The sequence below is a fragment of the Streptomyces sp. WAC00040 genome (assembly GCF_056835925.1).
Genome location: NZ_JAKQZE010000004.1, coordinates 40,001 through 60,572, shown reverse-complemented (window position 1 = coordinate 60,572; position 20,572 = coordinate 40,001). Strand labels below are relative to the sequence as shown.

At 74.6% G+C, this 20,572-nt stretch carries 14 protein-coding genes and 1 pseudogene; 8 read left to right on the top strand and 7 right to left on the bottom strand.

Features of this window, described 5'->3' with window-relative positions:
• Nucleotides 1-79 precede the first annotated feature (79 nt).
• The gene (locus MDN94_RS30955; protein WP_482729176.1) at nt 80-1,459 is read right to left on the bottom strand and encodes a pyridoxal phosphate-dependent decarboxylase family protein; all 1,380 of its coding nucleotides are present in this window, start codon (nt 1,457-1,459) and stop codon (nt 80-82) included.
• 260 nt (nt 1,460-1,719) lie between these two features.
• Here MDN94_RS30955 and MDN94_RS30950 point away from each other — a divergent pair, with 260 nt between their 5' ends.
• Nucleotides 1,720-3,171, top strand: coding sequence for a multicopper oxidase family protein (locus MDN94_RS30950; protein ID WP_482729175.1), 1,452 nt, complete (start codon nt 1,720-1,722; stop codon nt 3,169-3,171).
• Here MDN94_RS30950 and MDN94_RS30945 read toward each other — a convergent pair.
• Nucleotides 3,164-4,636, bottom strand: a complete 1,473-nt coding sequence (locus MDN94_RS30945; protein ID WP_482729174.1) for an MFS transporter — start codon at nt 4,634-4,636, stop codon at nt 3,164-3,166. The genes MDN94_RS30950 and MDN94_RS30945 overlap by 8 nt on opposite strands.
• Before the next feature lie 278 nt (nt 4,637-4,914).
• Between MDN94_RS30945 and MDN94_RS30940 the strand changes: the two genes are divergently transcribed.
• Complete coding sequence (locus MDN94_RS30940; protein ID WP_482729173.1) at nt 4,915-5,571, top strand: anthrone oxygenase family protein; 657 nt, start codon at nt 4,915-4,917, stop codon at nt 5,569-5,571.
• A gap of 47 nt (nt 5,572-5,618) precedes the next feature.
• Here MDN94_RS30940 and MDN94_RS30935 read toward each other — a convergent pair.
• Nucleotides 5,619-5,966: pseudogene (locus tag MDN94_RS30935) on the bottom strand (LbetaH domain-containing protein); the annotation flags it as partial.
• A gap of 585 nt (nt 5,967-6,551) precedes the next feature.
• Between MDN94_RS30935 and MDN94_RS30930 the strand changes: the two are divergent.
• From MDN94_RS30930 to MDN94_RS30920, 3 genes are read left to right on the top strand one after another with little or no spacing between them, the layout of a single operon-like run.
• A complete protein-coding gene (locus MDN94_RS30930; protein ID WP_482729172.1) occupies nt 6,552-7,916 on the top strand; it encodes an MBL fold metallo-hydrolase in 1,365 nt (454 codons plus the stop codon).
• A gap of 28 nt (nt 7,917-7,944) precedes the next feature.
• The gene (locus MDN94_RS30925) at nt 7,945-8,304 is read left to right on the top strand and encodes a rhodanese-like domain-containing protein (RefSeq protein ID WP_482729171.1); all 360 of its coding nucleotides are present in this window, start codon (nt 7,945-7,947) and stop codon (nt 8,302-8,304) included.
• A complete protein-coding gene (locus MDN94_RS30920; protein ID WP_482729170.1) occupies nt 8,301-9,053 on the top strand; it encodes a sulfite exporter TauE/SafE family protein in 753 nt (250 codons plus the stop codon). Before MDN94_RS30925 ends, MDN94_RS30920 begins: the two co-directional genes overlap by 4 nt.
• Nucleotides 9,054-9,077: 24 nt before the next feature.
• On the opposite strand, the gene MDN94_RS30915 is transcribed toward MDN94_RS30920, so the two are convergent.
• Entirely contained in the window at nt 9,078-9,359 is a 282-nt protein-coding gene (locus MDN94_RS30915) for a metal-sensitive transcriptional regulator (protein ID WP_085573762.1), read from the bottom strand.
• A gap of 75 nt (nt 9,360-9,434) precedes the next feature.
• On the opposite strand from MDN94_RS30915, the gene MDN94_RS30910 reads away from it, so the two are divergent.
• Complete coding sequence (locus tag MDN94_RS30910) at nt 9,435-10,004, top strand: rhodanese-like domain-containing protein (RefSeq protein ID WP_482729169.1); 570 nt, start codon at nt 9,435-9,437, stop codon at nt 10,002-10,004.
• A gap of 168 nt (nt 10,005-10,172) precedes the next feature.
• On the opposite strand, the gene MDN94_RS30905 is transcribed toward MDN94_RS30910, so the two are convergent.
• The 3 genes from MDN94_RS30905 to MDN94_RS30895 form a co-directional block, all read right to left on the bottom strand.
• Nucleotides 10,173-10,895, bottom strand: coding sequence for a transglutaminase-like domain-containing protein (locus MDN94_RS30905; protein WP_482729168.1), 723 nt, complete (start codon nt 10,893-10,895; stop codon nt 10,173-10,175).
• A complete protein-coding gene (locus MDN94_RS30900; protein WP_482729167.1) occupies nt 10,886-11,941 on the bottom strand; it encodes a ketoacyl-ACP synthase III family protein in 1,056 nt (351 codons plus the stop codon). Before MDN94_RS30900 ends, MDN94_RS30905 begins: the two co-directional genes overlap by 10 nt.
• 118 nt (nt 11,942-12,059) lie before the next feature.
• On the bottom strand, nt 12,060-17,411 hold the full coding sequence (locus MDN94_RS30895; RefSeq protein WP_482729166.1) for a type I polyketide synthase: 5,352 nt from the start codon (nt 17,409-17,411) through the stop codon (nt 12,060-12,062).
• 349 nt (nt 17,412-17,760) lie between these two features.
• On the opposite strand from MDN94_RS30895, the gene MDN94_RS30890 reads away from it, so the two are divergent.
• Both MDN94_RS30890 and MDN94_RS30885 read left to right on the top strand, forming a co-directional pair.
• Entirely contained in the window at nt 17,761-18,387 is a 627-nt protein-coding gene (locus MDN94_RS30890; RefSeq protein ID WP_482729165.1) for a 5' nucleotidase, NT5C type, read from the top strand.
• Nucleotides 18,388-18,863: 476 nt separating this feature from the next.
• Nucleotides 18,864-20,558, top strand: a complete 1,695-nt coding sequence (locus MDN94_RS30885; RefSeq protein WP_482729164.1) for a phytoene desaturase family protein — start codon at nt 18,864-18,866, stop codon at nt 20,556-20,558.
• The last annotated feature ends 14 nt before the right edge of the window (nt 20,559-20,572 follow it).

The window sequence follows — 20,572 nt, the reverse complement described above, 5'->3', positions numbered from 1 at the left end:
TGCCCGCGCCCGCGCATCACGGAGGGCGGCACCAGGTCCCCGCTCGCCGGCGGACCGGCCCGCGAAGGAGAAAAGGGGCCTACTGCCTCCCGGCGGCCAGGGCGGCCAGCTGCTCCACCCTGGCGTGGAGCCGGTCGAGACGGAGCTCGGCCTCCGGCTTTATCAGGACACTGCGCATCACCCGCGCCGCACCGGCGTCCCGCACAACCCGCGGATGACGCCGGGCGAACGCGTCGGCGTCCGCGCGCAGCACACTCAGGAACACCGGATCGTCGGCCGCGTACATGCCTTCGTGCAGCAGCCGCTCACAGGCCGCGTCGACGGACAGCAGCGAGAACGGCCGCACCGCCGGCACATACGTGACGATGTCGAGATCCGGCCGCTGGTACAGCTCCAGCACATCGGAGCCGGCCAGCAGATCCGCCCAGCGGAGCGCCGCCCGGCGGCTCGCGGCGAGCATCTCGCCGAAGCCCTCCCGGTTCAGCGGCAGCAGTTGCAGCGTCAGCCACAGACCGGCCGCCGCCGCACCCGCCCGCGAGCACTCCAGGCTGATCTCGCCCAGATGCAGCTCCGCCTGCGTGAAGTACGTGTAGGGGGAGTCGTGCGCGAAATGCCGCCCGGCCCCCGGGTCGTTGAACAGCACCGCCCCGCAGCCGTAGGGCTGCAGACCGTGCTTGTGCGGGTCGACCACCACCGAGTCGCACCCGGCGACCGCCGCCCACGGCCGCGGGTCCAGGCCCACCGGGTCCGCGGAACGGCCCAGCAGCGCGTAGAAACCGCCGTACGCCGCGTCCACATGCACCCGCGCGCCGTGGCGGCGCGCCATCGGCAGCACCTCGTGCACCTCGTCGACCGCGCCCAGCCCCGTCGTCCCCAGCGTCACCACCACGGTCCCGACCCGGCCCGTGGCCAGCAGCCGCTCCAGCGCCTCGAGGTCGATACGGCCCCGCGCGTCGACCGGCACCCGGTGGCCCTCCACGCCCAGCACATGGCACATCCGCTCATGCGTGTAATGGCACTCGGAGCTGTAGGCGACACCCCGCCCCGGATGGGACTCGCGCGCCACGTACAGCGCCTCCAGGTTCGCCATCGTGCCGCTGGTCGTCAGATGGCCCAGCGGCTCCTGAAGACCGAACATCGCACCGAGCGCGGCGACACACTCGCGTTCCATCTCCGTCGTCGCCGGACCGCCCTCCGCGGCATGGTTGTTCGGGTTGAACAACATCGCCGTCACATAGCCGACGACAGCCGCCGGATGCGGCGCCTTGACCATCTGCCCCGCGTACGACGGGTGGAAGAACGGATAGTTGTCGTCCATCCGCTTGGCGAACCGCTCGAAGACCGGCGTGAACGCCGCGTCGTCGATCCGGTGACTGGGATGGGCGGTGAACGGGCCGAACCGCTCCCCGAACCGCTCGAAGACGTCCACCGCACGCGGAAGCCAGTAGCGAAGATCCACGACAACGTCCTCCCGGGGCGGCACGACCGACGCACCAGGTATACGGACAGCGGCGCAACGCCCCCGCAACTCCGCGCCCGCTCCCGGCCGCCACCCGCCCGGACGCCGCGCACATCGCCCCGCCGGGACGCCACGGACCCGGGCGCCGCGGCGCCCTGGCCCCCGGACCCGTCCCGCCCGGCGCGGGCCTGCCCGAGTGCCGTGCGAGCCGCCCGTGCTGCACTCAGCCCGCCCAGCCCCTTCCCTCAAGGGAGAACACCATGGTCACCAGACGCCGCGTGCTCGGCGCAGCGCTCGCCACCACCGGAACCTCACTGATCACCGCAGCCGCTCTCACCCCGCTGCTCCAGGCCCGCAGCGCCCAGGCCGGCACCCGTACCGCGAGCGCCCCGCTGTTCGCCACCGCGATGCCCGTACCGCCCGTCCTCACCCCGCTGTCCACCGCAGGCGGCAAGGACACCTACGCCCTCACCCTGCGCCGCGCCCGCACCGAGATACTCCCCGGCATCAGCACCGAGGTCCTCACCTACAACGGCCACTTCCCGGGCCCCACCATCAAGGCCAGATCCGGCCGCCCGGTCGTCGTCCACCACCGCAACGCCCTGGACAACCCCGCCTCCGTCCACCTGCACGGCGCCTCCGTCCCGCCCGGCGACGACGGCGCCCCCATGGACACCTTCGCCCCCGGCACGACCCGCACCTACACCTACCCCAACCGGCAGCCGCACGCCCCGCTCTGGTACCACGACCACGCCCACCACCACGAGTCCGAACACGTCTACCGCGGCCTGTCCGGCTCCTACCTGCTCACCGACGACACCGAACAGGCACTGCCGCTGCCAGCCGGCTCCTACGACATCCCCATCGCCCTGCGCGACGCCCGCCTCGATGAAGGCGGCCGCCTCGTCTACGAGATGGACGACGCCCTCGGCCGCACCACCCTCCTCGCCAACGGCAAGCCCTACCCCTATCTCCAGGTCGCCGCCCGCAAGTACCGCTTCCGGCTGCTGAACTCCTCCAACCTGCGCTTCTTCCACCTGCGCCTCGCCGACGGCGGCCCCTTCACCCAGATCGGCTCCGACGGCGGCCTGCTGCCCGCCCCCGCCACCCTCGACTCCCTGTGGCTCTCACCCGCCGAACGCGCCGACATCGTCATCGACTTCTCCCGCTACCCCGTCGGCACCCGGCTCGTCCTCGAGAACACCCTCGGCCCCGGCAGCCCCGAACAGGTCGGCCAGGTCCTGCGGTTCGACGTCGTGCGCACCGCATCCGACCCCAGCCGCGTCCCGGCCGTGCTGCGTACCCTGCCGCCACTGCCCACCGCGACCGCCGAACGCTCCTTCGAACTGCGCATGAACGACGAGAGCGGCGCCCCGACCGCCCAGGGCCTCATCAACGGCCAGGTCTTCGACCACGACCGCATCGACACCCGCATCCGCCACGGCGCGAGCGAGATCTGGACCGTCACGAACCCCAACACCCTGGTCCCGCACAACTTCCACCTGCACCTCGTGCAGTTCAGGGTCCTCGCCCGCAACGGGCAGGCCCCCGGCCCCTCCGAGTCGGGCCTCAAGGACACCGTGCGGCTGCTGCCCGGCGAAACCGTCCGCCTGCACGCCACCTTCGACACCTACCGCGGCACCTACGTCTACCACTGCCACCTGCTCGACCACTCCGCGATGGGCATGATGGCCCAGATGCGCATCAGCTGACGCCGGCCGCCGGCCGCCCCCGCAACCCGGCGGCGGCCACCAGCGCCACCGCGGCGAAAGCGGCGCCCGCGACGAACCCGGCCGCCGCCCCGCCGCCGTGCGACGCCACCGTCACCAGCGTCGCGAGCCCCACCGAACCACCCACGCTCTGCACCGCGTTCAGCACCCCGGACGCCGCCCCCGCCCCGCCCGGCGCCAGCGACGACGTCGCCAGCACCGTCAACGGCAGCACCCCGCACGCCATCCCCGCTCCCAGCAGCACCAGCGCCGGCAGCACCAACGGGTAGGGGCCCGTCGCCGACAACGCCAGCCACCCGTTCCCGCACACCAGCAGCCCCGCGCCCACCGCCAGCATCCGCCGTGCCCCCAGCCGCCGCAGCAGCCGCTCACCACCGGCCGCGGCGAGCGCCGTGGTCACCGGCAGCGGCAGCAGCGCACACGCCGCCACCAGCGCCGACCAGCCCCGCCCCGCCTGGAAGAACTGGTTGAGGAAGAAGTACGTGCCGATCACCGCGCCCGGCACCGCGAGCGTCGCCCCGTACGCCAGCAGCCGGTCCCGGTCGGCGAACAGCGACGGCGCCACCAGCGGCTGCCGGGCCCGCCGTTCGACCACCGCGAACAGCACCAGCCCCACGACTCCCGCCAGCACACTGCCCGCCACACTCATGTCGCCCCACGGCCGCTCGGCCGCCCGCGCCAGCCCGAACACCAGCGCCGCCGCGCCCAGCGCCGACAGCAGCGCCCCCGCCGCGTCGAGGCGGCCCCTCACCCGCGGCGTCTCGGCGAGCACGAACGGCGCCGCCACCACGATCGCCACCCCCACCGGCACATCCAGATACACCACCCACCGCCACGAGCCGAGCGAGGTCAGCGCACCGGCCAGCAGCAGCCCGCCGGCCGTGCTCAGCGCCCCGGCCGCCGTGCACACCGCGATCGCCCGCGTCCGCGCGGGACCCTGGGGGAACATGCTCAGCAGCAGCGCGAGCCCGCTGGGCGCGGCCAGCGCCGCACCCACGCCCTGCACCGCCCGCACCGCGATCAGCATCTCGCCCGACGAGGCCGCGCCCCTTAGCGCCGCGGCGGCCGTGAACAGCCCCACCCCGGCCATGAACACCCGCCGCCGGCCCAGCAGATCACCCAGCCGCCCGCCGAGCAGCAGCAGCCCGCCGAACGCCAGCAGATAGGCGGTCAGCACCCACGACGCGCCGACGGCCGACAGACCCAGGTCGGCCCGCATCCCCGGCAGCGCGATGTTCACGATCGGATCGTCCAGCTGGATCATCGCGTTGCAGCCGGCGATCACCGCGAGCGCGCCGGCGGCCCGCCGCTTCTTCCCCGCACGCCCGCCCGCACCGGGCCCCGACCCGGACGCCGGCCGGGCCACGGACATGGACCGGGACGCGGTCGTGGGCCGGGGCCCCGCCGGGGCGGCCGGCACCGGCTGGTCGGAGAGCTGCGCGGTCATGGTTCGGCCTCCTCGAGATGCTTCCGGCGCCCACAGCGCCCCCGGCACGCTCTCAGGGACCGCTCGAGGAACCGTCGACACCCGCTCGCCCCGGTGTTCCGCCCCGCCCGGCGCCACCGGCCGCCGCCCGCCGGTCGGCCGGTGCCGTCTCGAGGCCCGGTCCAGATCCGCTCGGACCGCCCTGGCCGGTCACCGGGCCCGCGCCTAGGCTCCCGACGCCCGTGTGCGCGTCGCCCGACACCTGCCGCGAGCCTCGCAACCGACCGAGTGAGGACCCCATGGCTGCCAACCCGTACCACCCGTACGGCCCCGCGAACCCGTACGCGCCCGCGCCGCCGCCCCCGCGCCCGGCCCGCCGGCCGAGCAGGACGACCGGCCCACTGCTGGTGACCTCGACCGTCACCATGGGCCTGATGGCCGGCCTGTTCTTCACCTTCGACGTGTCGATCATGCCGGGCCTCGCCCGGACCGACGACCGCGTCTACGTCGAGGCGATGCAGAACTTCAACCAACTCATCGACAACAGCGGCCTGTTCGCGCTCGTGTTCATCGGCGCGTTCATCGCCACCACCACGGCCGCCGTCCTCGACTTCCGTCGCGGCCACCGCTCACCGGCGCTGTGGGCCGCGATCGCCGCGTCCCTCTACCTGGTGGCACTGCTCATCACGTTCTCCGTCAACATCCCCCTGAACATGGAACTCGCGCAGCTCGGCGACCCGGCGAAGGCCACCGACTTCGCCCTCGTCGACAAGTTCAAGGGCATCTGGGAGACCACCAACATCATGCGGACCCTGCTGTGCGTGTCCGCGCTGGGCTGCCTGGCCCACTGCCTGAAACTCCACGGCCGCGCCACCGCCGCCGCCGGCGCCCCGGCCCCTGCCGCCCCGCAGGCTCCGCCGCCGCACTTCCCGCCGTACGCCCCGCGCACCCGCTGACCCCCCCCCGCGCCGACCGTCGGGGGCGTGGCATGGGGGCGCCCGATTCAGGGCCGTGGAGCGGCCTTCTCGAGGTCGTCGACGCCGAGTCATGACGGTGCGGATGTGCTCGGTGAGGTGTTCCGCGGGCCAGTCCCACCAGGCGGGGCGCAGCAGGCGGGCGACGTCCTCGTCGGTGTAGCGGGTACGGATGACCTTGGCCGGGTTGCCGCCGGCGATCGCGCAGGCGGGGCCGTCGTCCACGACGACGGCCCCCGAGGCGATCGTGCCGTGCCCGATGCGCACTCCGGGCATGACCATGGTGTCGTGGCCGAACCGGACGTCGTTGCGACGACGGTGTCTCCTCTGCCCGGCAGGCCGGTGCTCAGGTCGAAGTGCTCGGCCCGGGCCGCACCCGCCCCGACACCCGGCCGACAGCGGTGACGAAACCTCCCGCCGCCGGGGCCGGCGCGAGGACTCCGGCGGGACGGACCCTGCGGATCGGCCCTGCGAGCAACGTCCGGGCCGCGATGGCGGGGGCGCCTTGAACGCCCGGGCCGCGCACGCCGTGCTCGCCCGCGCGCTGTACCCCCGCGGCCCCGCCTGCACCGCTGCCACCCGTGCATGGGCGCCCCGGAGCCTGCCGGACGACCTACCCCGGCAGGGGAGCGGGCGGGGCCCAGGCGTGCGTCCGGGTGGGGCCTTCCCGCCGGTCCCGGTCAGGACGCCCGCCCCCGGTCGGCCAGGGCCTCGCGGACCGAGGCGGCGCGGCTTGGAACCGGCGGTCTCCCCGGCGGACGGCGCTGCCGTACATCACACTGCGTGGCTCCTCCGGAGTGCGGAAGCCCCGGATTCCCTGGTACCCCGCCGGGTACCCGCGCCCCGTGGGAGGCGGCGCCGCACGGGTGACCCCGACCCCTGAAATACCCCCCTGGGTATTTTTGTTAGGGTGAGCGTCAGATACCCCCGGGGGTACATCGTCCCGTAAAGGAGCCGTAGTCGTGTTCTTCGTCGACACCCTGGAGTTCGAGGGCCTGGGCAACCGCAGCTACCTGGCGGGTGGCGCCGACGGTGCCGTCGTGATCGATCCGCCGCGCGACATCGACCAGGTGATCGCCGCCGCGGCCCGGCGCGGGGTGCGGATCGCGTACGTGGCGGAGACCCACGTGCACAACGACTACGTCACCGGCGGCCTGGAGCTGGCCCGTGTCACCGGCGCCGACTATCTCGTGCCGGCCGCGGCCCACGTGTCCTTCGCCCGCACGCCCGTCGCCGACAACGACACGGTCGCGGTGGACGAAGGCTTGGTGCTCCGGGCGATCGCGACCCCCGGCCACACCCCGCACCACACCTCCTACGTACTGGAGGAGGCCGGGCGCGGTGTGGCCGCGTTCACCGGCGGCTCCCTGCTGATCGGTTCGGTGGGCCGTCCGGATCTGGTCGAGCCGCGGCTGACGGAGGAGCTCGCCCGCGCCCAGCACGCCTCCGCCCACCGCCTGGCGGCCGAGCTGGACGACGAGGTGCCGGTGCTGCCCACCCACGGGTTCGGCAGCTTCTGCTCCTCCTCGCAGGCCGAAGGGGACGCCACCACGATCGGCAAAGAACGGGCCACCAACGACGCGCTCACCCTGGACGTCGACACCTTCGTCGCCAGGATGCTGGCCGGGCTGGAGGACGTGCCCGCCTACTACGCCCACATGGGCCCCGCCAACGCCGCCGGCCCGGCGCCCCTCGACCTGACCCCGCCGGAGCGGGCCGACGCCGCGCAGATCGCGCGGCGGCTGGCGGCCGGCGAGTGGGTGGTGGACCTGCGCAGCCGGGTCGCCTTCGCCGAGGGGCACGTGGCGGGATCGTTCAACTTCGAGGGCGAGGGCAAGCTCGCCACGTATCTCGCCTGGCTGATTCCGTGGGGCAAGCCCGTCACCCTGCTCGCGCAGACCCCGGAGCAGATCGCCGCGGCCCAGCGCGAGCTGGCGCGGGTCGGCATCGACCGCCCGGCCGCCGCCGCCACCGGAGAACCCGGCGACTGGATCGGTGAGGGCGAGGTGCTCGCCTCGTTCCCCCGCGCCGTCTTCGCCGACCTCGCCGCGAGCCGTGAGCGCGGTGAGCGGGTGGTGGTGCTGGACGTGCGCCGCGACCTGGAACGCGCCGCCGGACACGTCGACGGCTCGGTGCACATCCCGATCCACGAGCTGCACGGCCGCATCGGCGAGGTCCCGGAAGGCACCGTGTGGGTGCACTGCGCGGGCGGAATGCGCGCGGCGATCGCCGCCTCGCTCCTGGACGCCGCCGGGCGGCAGGTCGTCGCGGTCGACGACGGCTTCGACGCCGCCACGGACGCGGGCCTGGCCGTCACCCGCGCCTGACCCGCCCCCCACGTACCGAAGGCACAGCATGTTCCTCCTCCGCCGCGGTGGAAACCGCCTCACACCCGACCAGGCCCGCACCCGCACCGGTGACGGCACCGCCGTCCTGCTCGATGTCCGCGAGACGCCGGAGTGGAAGGCCGGGCACGCGCCCGGCGCCCTGCATCTGCCGCTGACCCGACTGCTGGCCGGCGCCGCCCTCCCGGCAGACGTGCGAAGCCGGCCGGTGGTGGTGATCTGCCGGTCCGGTCACCGCTCCCAGCAGGCCGCCGCTCTCCTGTCCGCACGCGGCGTCGACGCCGTCGATGTCGCCGGCGGCATGAACGCCTGGGCGGACGCCGGGCTGCCGGTGGTCGACGAACGCGGGCAGGGCGGCCGGATCGCGTGAGCACCCTGATCCTGGCCCTGATCGCGGGAGCCGTGGTCGGCCTGGCGCTCGGCGCACTCGGCGGCGGCGGCAGCGTCCTGGCCGTGCCCGCGCTGATCTACCTGCTCGGCTTCACCCCTGCGGCGGCCACCACCGCAAGCCTGATCATCGTCACCGCCACCTCCCTGACCGCCCTGTACGCCCGCGCCAGGACCGGCCATGTGCGGTGGAAGGCGGGCGCGGCGTTCGCCGCCGCCGGCATCCTGCCCGCGGCACTCGCCGGAGCCGCGGCAGCCCGCCTGCCCCAGGCGGCGCTGACCGCGGCGTTCGCCGCCGTCGCGGCCCTCGCCGCGGTCAAGATGCTGCGTCCCGGCCCCCTGGCCGCCGACGGGGCGTCGGATGCGGTCAGGCCCGGAAGGGCGGCCGGGGCCGGCGCGGGGCTGGGCGCACTGACCGGGCTGCTCGGTGTCGGTGGCGGCTTTCTCGCCGTCCCGGCCCTGGTGACGGTCCTGGCCTTCGAGATGCAGGCCGCGGTCGGCACCAGCCTGCTGGTCATCTCGACGAACTCGCTGGCCTCCCTGGCCACCCGCGGTGCCACGACGGCCGGCCTGGACTGGGCGGTGATCGCACCGTTCACCGCGACCGCGATCCTGGGCGCCTGGGACGGCAAACGCCTCGGCCAGAAGGTCTCCGGCCCCCTGCTGCAGCGCGTTTTCGCGCTGGTGCTGCTCGCCGTGGCCACGTTCATGCTGGTGGACGCCATGACCTGACCCGCTGCGACCCCCGGGTGTACCTCACGCCAGGGACAGGAACAGCTTCTCCAGCCGTGCCCGCATCTGCTCCCGGTCACCACTGGCCGCCATGTCCGAGTCGGTCAGGCAGTGCTGCAGACCGGTGGCGATGATCGCGAAACCGGCCTTGTCGAGCGCCCGTGAGGCAGCCGCGAGCTGGGTGACCACGTCCTCGCAGTCCCGGCCCTCCTCGATCATCTTGATCACCCCGGCGATCTGGCCCTGGGCCCGGCGCAGCCGGTTGACCACCGTCTTCAGTTCCTCGGCCGCCATCGCCAGTTCCACAAGCAACTCCTTCGATATACCCCTACGGGTATCCTACCCGCAGGGGGACGAGACCCCGGAAAGAAAAGGAAACCAGTGACCACCAACGCCCTCGCCCCGGACCAGGCCCGCGCCCAGCTGCACGAACTGACCGTCATCGACGTGCGCACCCCCGGCGAATACGCCTCCGGTCACCTCCCGGGCGCCCACAACATCCCCCTCGACGCCCTCGACAAGGCCCTGCCGGCCCTGAAGGAAGCGGCGGCCCGCGGCGACCTCCTCGTGGTGTGCGCCTCCGGCGCCCGTTCCGCCCAGGCGACCGAGCGCCTCGCCGCGCGGGGCATCGCCGCCGCCACCCTCACGGGCGGCACCGGAGCCTGGGCCGCAGACGGACACGACCTGCACCGTCCCGAGCAGTCCACCCGCACGGTGTGGGGCATGGAACGCCAGGTCCGCCTCACCGCCGGCGCTCTGGTCCTGACCGGCCTCGCACTCGGCCTGCTCCACCCGGCCTTTCAGCTCCTGTCCGCCGGCATCGCGGGCGGCCTGGTCTTCTCCGCTCTCACCAACACCTGCGGCATGGCCGCCGTCCTCGCCAAGCTGCCGCACAACCGCCCCCGCAGGGCCGACCTCGACGCGACCCTCGCCGCCCTGCGCAACAGCTGAACCACGACGCCACCACCCCGTCCCGCGACGGCCCCGGGCAAACGCCCCGGGGCCGTCGCCGCACATCTTCGGCCCGACGACCGCTCCGCCGGCGCCCGGCCGTCACTCCTTCAGGGCGGACCAGGTCACGCCGGCGCCGGTGTTCCGCCGAACGCCGAAGAACCCGCGCTACGGGCCGGTCCGCCGCGCCGCCGGCCCCGCGTCCGGCAGCTGCCGGTACTCGTCCAGCCCCGGGTAGCGCTGCGGGATCTGCGTGGTGAGGAACCGGGCCGGCACGTCGTGGAAGCTGCCGTGCCGGGCGGCGTAGGAGAAGAACGCCGCGCCCCGCCGGTCCCGGTCGGGCAGCAGCGCGTCGCCGCGGCCGTCGAAGTCGGTCGGTTCCACGCCCAGCCGTTCGCACAGTGTGCGGTGGAACATCGGGGTCGCCTTCACCCAGCGGCCCTCCAGCCACAGTTCGCTGTAGCCGTGCCAGGCGAACACGTCGGTGCCGGTCGCCGCCCGCAGCCGCCGCCCGGTGTGATGGTGGTTGACCACGTCGGCGAACGCCACCCGGGCCGGGATGCCCGACGCCCGCGCCAGCGCCGTCAGCAGCGACGCCTTGCTCACGCAGAAGCCGTGCCCCTCGGCCAGCACACTGCTGGCCCGGTAGGTCTCCTGGTCCCGCAGATACGCGCCCATGGAGATCGCCCGGCCCGGCGGGATGCTGCAGTAGCCGATCCGGTCGCGTACCTGCTCGTACAGGGCACACGCCTTGTCGACGCCGTGCGCGCCCGGCGCGATGCGGGCCGCGGCCTCCCGCACCGCGGGGTGGGCGCTGTCGACATAGCGGCCGGGTTCCAGACAGCGGCGCACGTCCTCGGGCATCCGCACCACGGCCGGCGTCAGCGACATTCCCCGGCCTCCGGTACGGCGGGTACGGCGGTGAACTCCAGCACGGCGACCGTGCAGTTGTAGCCGCCGCCCAGCCCCGCGACCAGCACCCGGTCGCCCGCCCCGATCGCGCCGGAGACGATCAGGTCGTCGAGGGCGGCCAACTGGTCGGTGCAGCCCACATGTCCCACCCGGCGGGCGAACGGCCAGGTGGAGCGGTCGATGTCGATGCCCAGCGGGTCCAGGCACTGCTCGTACAGCGCCTCGCGTCCCAGCGCCGGCCCGGCCACCCACCGCACGTCGGCGGCGGTGATCCCGGCCTCCGCCATGGCCTCGGCACCCGCCCGCTGCATCAGGTCCGCCATGCGCCGCTTGGCCTCGTCGAGCCCGCCTGCGAGGGTGTCGGAGAACTCCATCACCCGGTCGAAGAAGCCGATCGGGTAGCCCGCCCGCGGGTCGGCGGAGAACGGCATCGCGCCGCGCTGCATGCCCTCCAGGCCGGTGTCGGCGACGGACACGGTGGACACGACCCGGGCGAAACCCTCACCACGGGTCACCACGGCGGCGCTCGCCCCGTCACCGAAGACGAACACCGGCGGCGCGGCACGCCACCGGTCGAAGGCGCCGTCGCCGAACCGGTCCGCCGCGGTGATCATCGCCGCCCGGCCGGCCGGGCCGGCCGCCAGATGCGTGCACGCCAACTCCAGCGCGCCGACAGCCGAGTTGGACAGCTGGTGGATCTCCAGCGAGACACCGTGCCCGTCCAGGACGTGATGCTGCAGATAGGAGGCGGCGTTCCAGCCGGGCAGCCCGTTGTGGGTGGCCACCGCGTGCAGCAGCAGCGCGAACCGTTCGGCCCCGATCCCCGACCGGCCGAGCGCGGCCCGCGCCGCCCGCATGGCCATCGCCGGCTGCGAGTCGTCGTCGTCGCAGACGGCGACCCGCTGCTGCCCGGTCGCACGCTGGTACTCGCGGCTGTAGCGGCCGTCGGCGATCGCCTCGTCGACCGGCACCGTCTTGGGGTGCCAGGCACCGGTGGCGGCGAGATGGATGTCGTCGTGGCGCATGGGACGGTCCTTTCGTGACGGCACAGGAACGGGCACGGGGAGGGGGACGGCACAGAGCGGGAACGGGCCGGGGGACGGGGGCGGGAGCAGCTACGCGGGGGACGGGGGCGGGGATGCGTCACGCGGGGGAGGGGGTGGCCAGCCGCGACGTGAGGAACGCGGCGACGGCGGCGGCCGTGGGGTGCTTCCACACCAGCGTGGCGGGCAGCTTCAGACCCAGCCGCCGCTCCAGGCCGCGCCGCAGGACCTGCGTCATCACCGAGTCCAGGCCCAGTTCGGTCAGTGGCCGGTGGACGTCCAGTCGCTCGGCGCTCAGACCGAGTTCGGCCTCGATCTGCCGGCCCACCTCGGCCAGCAGCAGCGCGCCCAGCTCCTCCTGCGTGAGCCCGTCGGCCCGGTACGCGGCCGCGTCGTCCGGCCCGTCCGCCGCCTCCCCGCCCGGCGCGGACAGCTCACCGAGGACGGGCAGGCCGGTGGCGCCGGTCACCGGCAGGACGGCGACATAGGGCCGCACACCGCAGCCCAGCGCGTACTCCCAGGTCCGCAGCGCGTCGGCCGGCTCGACGGAACCGCTGCCGCGGTCGGCGAGTTCGGCGTCGACGAAGTCGCTGACGGCCATTCCCGCGCCGCGCCACGACGTCCACGCGTAAGCGGTGCTGCCCGTGTCGCCGGCCGCCTGCCGGTGGCGGGCGAGGGCGTCGAGGCAGGCGTTGGCTGCGGCGTAGCTGGACTGGCCGGTCAGGCCCAGCTGGTAGCCGACGGAGGAGAACAGCACGAAGAAGTCGGTGCTGCCGGGCGGGAACAGTTCGTGCAGCACCAGTGCCCCGCCCGCCTTGGGCGCCAGCACCCGCTCCAGCGACGCTTCGTCGAGGTCGCCGAGCATCCGGTCGTCCAGGACTCCGGCGGCGTGCACCACACCGCGCACGGGCGGCAGGCCGAGCGCGTCGGTGTCCAGCGCCGCGCGGGCCGCCGCCTTGTCGGCGATGTCGACGGCCACGCTCGTCACGCTCACGCCGCGCGCCTCCAGCCGCCTGACCGCCTCGATACGCCGCACGGTGACCGGGTCGCTCTGGGCGGGCCAACTGCGGCGCGGCGGCAGGGCCGTGCGGCCCGCGAGCAGGATCCGCCGCGCACCCCGGCCGGCCAGCCAGTCGGCGACCTCCAGGCCCAGCGCGCCGAACCCGCCCGTGATCAGGTACGTCCCGTCCGCCCGGCACGCGCCCGCACCCGGCCCGGCGCCCTGGCCGTCCGGGTCCGGTACCAGGGGAGTGAGACGGGCGGCCCGCACCCCGCCCTCGCCGACCCGGTAGACGTCCGCCTGTGGCGCGGAGCGCAGCAGTTGCGCCAGAGGCCCGGCGAGGAGAGCCGGCGGGGTGCCGTTGTCGAGGTCCACCGCGCGGGCGTTCAGCTCCGGGTGCTCGCCCGCGACGATGCGGACGAGGCCCAGCAGGGCGCTCTGCGCGACCGCGTCGCCGCCGGCGGCCTCCCAGGCGCCGCGGGTCAGCGCCCACAGCCTCGGCGGGAGCGATCCGCAGCGCTCCAGCAGCAGTTGGGCGGTCGACGCCAGCCGCCAGGCGGAGCGCCGCGCCGCCTCGGCCGGCGGACCGGCTGTGTCGGGCAGGACGACGACCGCGTCCCCCGGGCCGAGTTCGTCGACCAGCCCGCCGAGCGCGTCGGCGTCCTTCGCGTGCAGGCAGCGCAGTCCGGCCTCGCCGAGCGCGCGGGTGACATCGTCGGCGAGCCCGGCGGGGGCGCCCTCGCCGACCAGGGCGACGGTCCGCAGCCGGGTACGGGGCTCGGCGGTGAGCGCGGCCGCGGACCAGCCGAGGGTGTGGGCCAGGCGCTGCGGCGGGAGCCCGGGGCCGCTGCCCGCGCCGCCGTCAAGGGTGGCGAACACCAGTCCCTCGAGAGTGCCGAGGACCTGCCCGTCCTCGTCGCGGACGACCGCGTCGATGGCGTCGCCGCCCGTGGGGGAGGGGACGATCCGCACGGTGACCGCCTCCGGCAGAGCCAGCGGCAGCCGTACCCGCCGCACGGCGGCCGGCATCCGCAGCCGACCGTCGGCGGGGAAGACGAGCGGGGCGACGGAGAAGACGGCGTCGAGCAGCGAGGCGCGGGCCAGGGCGGGGGAGAGGTCCCCGCCGGGCGCGGGCAGCACCCGGGCACGCAATTGCCCCCGTGAGGAGGCGAGTTCGGTGATCCGCCAGGGGAATCCGACATCGGCGACACCGACCGCGTGCAGCCGCTCGTTCACCGCCCCGGGGTCCAGTGCCACGGCTGCCGACCCGTCCCATCCGCCGTCACCGGCACGGTCCGCGACCTCACCGCCCCCGCCGTCACCGCCGCCGGGGCGGCCGGAGGTGAGCCGCGCCGTGGTGTGGGTGCTCCAACCCGCCTGCGCCGCACCGCCGGCCGTACCGGCGGCAAGGTCAGGGGAAGCGGCGGCGGTGCGGCGGGAGGCGAGACGGATGCCGCTGTCGTCGCGCACCACGTGCACCTCCAGTTCGCCGGTGACGGCGACCGGCACCTTGAGCGCCACGTCGTGCAGCGTGTCGGTGCCACCGGCGGCGAGGAAGGTGTTCAGCAGCACCGCGGCGGGGACGACCTCGACGCCGTGGATGGGGTGCGAGCCAGGATAGGGACGGCAGTCCTCGTCGAGCCGGGTCCGCCACAGCCGCGGCGAGACGCCGCCCGCCCACGTCACCTCCCCGCCGAGCAGCGTGCCCGAGCCGGTGTCGTGCTCCTCCGCCACGGGCCCCTGCGAGGACGGGGTGCGCCAGTAGGGCACGTGCTGCCAGGCCCGGCGGGGCAGCGCGGTCAGCGGACCGCGCGGCACTTCCAGACCCTCGGCGGCGCCATGGCAGTGCAGGGCGCCCAGGTGGGCGAGGAGGGTGGCCCGCTCGGGCCGCTCACGGCGCAGGGTGGCGGTGACGAGCACGTCGTCGTGACCGGCCGCCTCCAGCGTCTCGCCGACGGAATGAGTGACCACCGGATGCCCGGACAGCTCGACGAACACCCGGTGCCCGTCCTGCGCCAGCGCCCGCACCGCACCCTCCAGGCGGACCGGGTTGCGCAGGTTCGCCGCCCAATAGGCGCCGTCGCGCACCGCCGCCGACCGCGGGTCCTCCAGTGCCGTCGAATACAGCGGCACCACCGGCTCCCGCACCTCCAACCCGTCGGCCGCCTTGGCCAGTTCACCGAGCAGCGGATCCATCTGCGGGCTGTGGAAGGCGACGTCGGAGGCGACACGACGCACCATCACGTCCATGGCCTCCAGGCGGGCGCACACCTCCTCGACGGCCTCCGGCGTGCCGGAGACGACGGTCGAGGCGGGGGAGGCGGCGATCGCGGCCACCACGTCGGTACGGTCCCCCAGGAGGCCCTGGACGGTCTCGAACCCTGCGCCCGCCATCGCCATCGCGCCGCGCCCCATGACCCGGCGCAGCAGGACGGAGCGGCGGCAGATCAGCCGGGCGGCGTCCGCCGCGCCGAGCACCCCGGCGCTGACCGCGGCCGCGATCTCGCCGACCGAGTGGCCCACCACGGCGGCCGGCGTCAGGCCCTTGGAGCGCAGCAGGGCGTCCAGGGCGACCTGCACCACGAAGATCATCGGCTGGACGTGGTCGGTCCCGCCCAGCGGCCCCTCGCTCAGCACCCGGCGCGGCGAGATGCCGAGCTCCGCGGCGAAGACCGGCTCCAGCCGGTCGACCGCCGCGGCGAACACCGGCTCGGTGGCCAGCAGTTCGCGGCCCATGCCCTCCCACTGCGAGCCGTGCCCGGAGAACACCCACACCGCGCCGCCCGCGCCACCGGGCAGGACCTGGCCCGCGACCGCGGCCGGCGCGGTGCCGCCCTCGGCGATCACCTCGAGCGCCGCGGCGAGCCCGCCGTGATCCCGCGCGACGGCCGCGGCCCGGTGCACCGCATGGCTACGACGGACCATCAGCGTGTGCGCGACACCCTCCAGGGGCGCGCCGGCGCCCTCACCCCGCAGCCAGGCCGCGAGCGAGGCGGCCTGCGCCCGCACATCGTCCCCGGACGCCCCGGACACCACGAACAGCCCCGGACCCGCCGCATCGCCCGGCCCCTCGGTGCGTGCGGCACCCGCAGCCGCGTTCCCGGCCGCCGCGCCCGTCCCCGTACCGGCCGTGGCGGTGTCCGCCGTGGCCGGGGCCTGTTCCAGTACGACGTGGCCGACGGTGCCGCCGTAGCCGAAGCCGGACACCCCGGCCCGCCGCACCATGTCCTGCGCGGGCCAGGGCACCGGCTCCGTGGGCACGGCCAGCCCCGAGGCGGCCCAGTCGATGTCGGGGTTGAGCTCATGGACGTTCGCGGTCGGCGGGATCACGCCGTGCTGGAGCGCCAGCACGGCCTTGATCACCCCGGCGACCCCGGCGCCCGCCTCCAGGTGCCCGATGTTGGCCTTCACCGACCCGATCAGGCACGGTCGCTCCGCGGCCCGTCCGGCCCCGAACACCCGGGCCAGCGCGCCCACTTCCACCGGATCGCCCACCCGGGTCCCGGTGCCGTGCGCCTCCACGAAGGACACCGACAGCGCCTCGACGCCGCCCTGTTCGAGCGCGGCCCGCACCACCCGCTCCTGCGCGGCGCCGCTGGGCGCCATGATCCCGTTCGTGCGGCCGTCCTGCGCCAGCGCGCTGCCACGGATCACGGCCCGTACCGGGTCACCGTCGGCGAGTGCGTCGGAGAGCCGCTTGAGGACCACGACCCCCACACCCTCACCGCGGCCGTAGCCGTCGGCCGACGCGTCGAACGACTTGGAGCGCCCGTCGCGGGAGGTGGCTCCCGCGGCGTCCAGGACCATCGACAGCCCCGGGGCGGCCACCAGGTGCACCCCGCCCGCCAGGGCGTGCGTGCACTCGCGGGCCCGCAGGCTCTGACAGGCCAGGTGCAGTGCGGCCAGCGAGGACGAACAGGCCGTGTCGACGACGAGGCTGGGCCCGCGCAGATCAAGGACGTAGGAGAGGCGGTTGGCGATCGCGCACAGCGACGCGCCGATCCCCGACCAGGCCTCGATCGCGGGCAGGTCCTCGAGCATCTGCCGCCCGTAGTCGTCGGACCCGGCGCCCATGAACACGCCCGCGTCAGAACCGGCCAGGGTGTGCGGGGCGATCCCCGCGTCCTCCAGCGCCTCCCAGCCCGCCTCCAGCGTCAGCCGCTGCTGAGGGTCCATCAGCTCCGCCTCGCGCGGGGTGATCGAGAAGAACGCGGCGTCGAAACCGGCCGCGTCGGCGAGGAACGCGCCCCGCCGCGGTGCGCCGGCCAGCGCACGTGCCGCGCCCGGCCGGCCCCGGTAGGCGTCCCAGCGTCCCTCGGGCAGATCGCCGACGGCCTCACGGCCCTCGGTCAGGAACGTCCAGTACGCGCCGGGGGTGTCGATCCCGCCCGGCAGGCGGCAGCCGATCCCGACGACGGCGATGGCTTCGGCATGTTCGTGCTGCTGCGTCACCTGATTTCTCCCAGGAGGCTCCGGCCTTCAGGCCGGGGAGGATTGGTCCTTGGGGCGAAGCCGCGAAGCGGCGGAGTTCTCTGTGTATCTGTTCCGACCTGCACTCTCTTTCGTTGTCAGTGGGGCCTTTCGGCGTTGGCGAACGGTCCCGCGTCCGCAGGCCAGCAAATCCCGCCGGGAGCAAGCGCGGTGCAAGTCCCCCCGCCCCGTCCTGCCGGCCCGCCCCTTGCGGGCCCGTTGCGACCGCGTTGCGCACGGCGGTCCACGATGCCGACCGGGCGGCACCGCCCCCCGGGAGATCCGGGAGCCGGCGGCCGTCTCCACGCGGTACGAGGTCAAGGAGGCAGCCGTGACCCGCACACTGGACATCGGTCTCGACATCGACGGGGTGCTCTACCCCTTCGTCGACGTCGTCGCCCGCTACGCCGAGGACACCCTGGGACGCCCGTGCTCGGCGAAGGCCGAGTCATGGGACTGGTACGTGCACCAATGGGGCCTGAGCGAGCAGGAGTTCTTCGCGCTGTGCGGGCGGGGGGTGCACGACAACGTCGTGTTCACCGAGGGCGCCCCGCTGCCCGGCGCGCTCGAGGCGGTCCGCGAACTGGCACGCGCCGGCCACCGGCTGCACTACGTGACGGCCCGCGCGATCACCGGCGTGCCCGCGCAGCTGGCCTGGAACCGCACGGCGGCGTGGCTGGCCGCCTGGGACTTCCCCGTCGACTCGCTGACCATCGCCGCCGACAAGGCGTGCCGGTTCACCGACGTCTTCCTCGACGACTCGCCCGGCAACTGCGACGCCCTCGTCGACGCCGGCCACCCGCGTCCCGTGCTGTGGTGCCACGGGCCGATCACCGCCCACCGGGCGGAACGGGTCTTCGACTGGGACGAGTTCCTCGCCCTGGTGGCCGCCGAGAGCGTCGCCCCCGCGGCCTGCCCCGCCGTCCGCCGGCCCGCCCGCCTCGCCGCCACCGCCTGAACCTCTCGGGTCAGGGAGCGGGCCGCGGCCCGACACCCGCCGCGTACCGGCGCCGGCTCCGGCCGGGAGCCGGGGACGTGAGCCCGCCCGGGTCCACCAGCGCAGCGACAACGACCGCGCCGGCCACCTGGCGATGCTCGAACCGCGACTGGAGGGCGCCCGCCGCCCCGAACCGGCCGCCGAACTCAAGTAGGCCCTCGCCGCGGAACTCGTGACGAGCATCCGATTCCACCTCGACGGCCGCGCCCCGCCCTCATCGGCGAACTCACCCCCCGCCTGCTCGGCCCCGCCCCTCCCGCCACCGACGCCTGACGGCGGCCGCTCCCGCACCCGAAGACGCTCCTGGAGCACACCCGCCCGGGCCGCACCCCCCGGGACCACAGCCGCCTTCGGGGCCCGCACCCGCCCCCGGACCGGAGCGCCGCAGTCCGCGCCGCCTTGCACGCCTGTTGCGAGCCGCCCGCTTTGCTCGCAACATGGCGAAACGCAAAGAGTGGGATGCCGTCGTCGTCGGCTCCGGCATCGGCGGCCTCGTCTGCGCCGCCTACCTCGCGGTCAGCGGACTGCGCGTCCTCGTGCTCGAACAGCACGACGTCGCCGGCGGCAACAGCCATGTCTTCCGGCGCCGCCGCCGCTACGAGTTCGACGTCGGCATCCACTACCTCGGCGACTGCGGCCCCGGCGGCCTGCTGCCGTCCGTCTTCGGCGGCCTCGGCCTCGCCGACCGGATCACCTACCTGCCCATGGACCAGGACGGCTTCGACCGCATCGTCGTCCCCGGCCTCACCCTCGACGTCCCCGCGGGCTGGGACGGCTACCGCAAACGCCTCAAGGAGGCGTTACCCGGCGATGCCGCCGGCATCGACACGTTCACCTCGATCTGCTCGGCCGTCGGCGCCGAAGGACGCAGCGCCCTGCTCGGCGACACGGACCTCACCGACGAGCAGTTCGCCGCCCGCAGCCCCGCCTTCACCGCCTGGGAACAACGCACCCTGGCCGACCTGTTCGACCACTGCGGCCTCTCCACCCGGGCCCGTACCGTCCTGGCCGCCCACGCTCCCACCTACGGACTGCCGCCCGCCCGGTGCCCGCTGCCCACCCACGCGGCGATCATCGACCATTACCTCCACGGCGCCTACTACCCCAAGGGCGGCGGCCAGATGCTGCCCGCCGGCCTCGTCGAAGTCATCGAGTCGCACGGCGGCGAGGTCCGCACCCGCACCCGGGTCGAATGCATCCTCGTCACCGCCGGCCGCGCCCACGGCGTCACCCTGACCGACGGCGAGGTCCTCACCGCACCGCTCGTCGTCTCCAACGCCGACTACACCCGCACCGTCCAAAACCTCGTCGGCGAGGAACACTTCGACCCCGGCACCGTCGAACGCACCCGCGGCTCCAGCATGTCGCTGCCCTTCGCCGTCCTGTACGTCGCCCTCGACACCACCCTCCCCGAGCGCCCCAACGCCAACCTGTGGTGGTACCGGCACACCGACATCGACACCGGCTTCCGGCAACTGGCCGAGCACCGCATCGACCCCGTGCCGTTCCTGTTCGTGTCCTTCTCCTCCCTCAAGGACCCCGGCGCCCGCAACATCGCCCCCGAAGGCCACAGCAACTTCCAGGTGATGACCCTCGTCCCGCCCGACCACGCCTACTGGGGAGCCGACGCCGCGCCCGCCGACGGCGGCCGCTACCGCCGCACCGACCTCTACCGGCGCCGCAAACAGGAACTCACCGACGCCATGCTGAACGCCGCCGAGGAGGCACTCGGCCCCTTCCGCGGCCACATCACCCACCTCGAGGCCGCCACCCCCCTCACCCACGAGCGCTACATCCACTCCCGCGGCGGCACCCCCTACGGCCTGGCCGGCTGGGGAGCGACCGGCGAACGCCCCGACACCACCACCGGCGTCGAGGGCCTGCACGTCGTCGGCACCAGCGTCCGCTACGGCTCCGGCATCGAAGGCGTCGCCACGGGCGCCATGATGTGCGCCTCCACCATCCTCGGCCGCCGGCTCGTCCCCGAGGTCACCCGCGGCGCCGTCCTCGCCGACCGGTCCCTGCTGCCGCACCGGGGCGACGACTTCGACCCGCTCGCCGTCTCCCGCGGCAAGGCCCGCCACCACGCCCGCGGCCTCGCCCGCATCGACACCGCCCCCCGCCCGGCATGAGCCAGAGCCCCGAG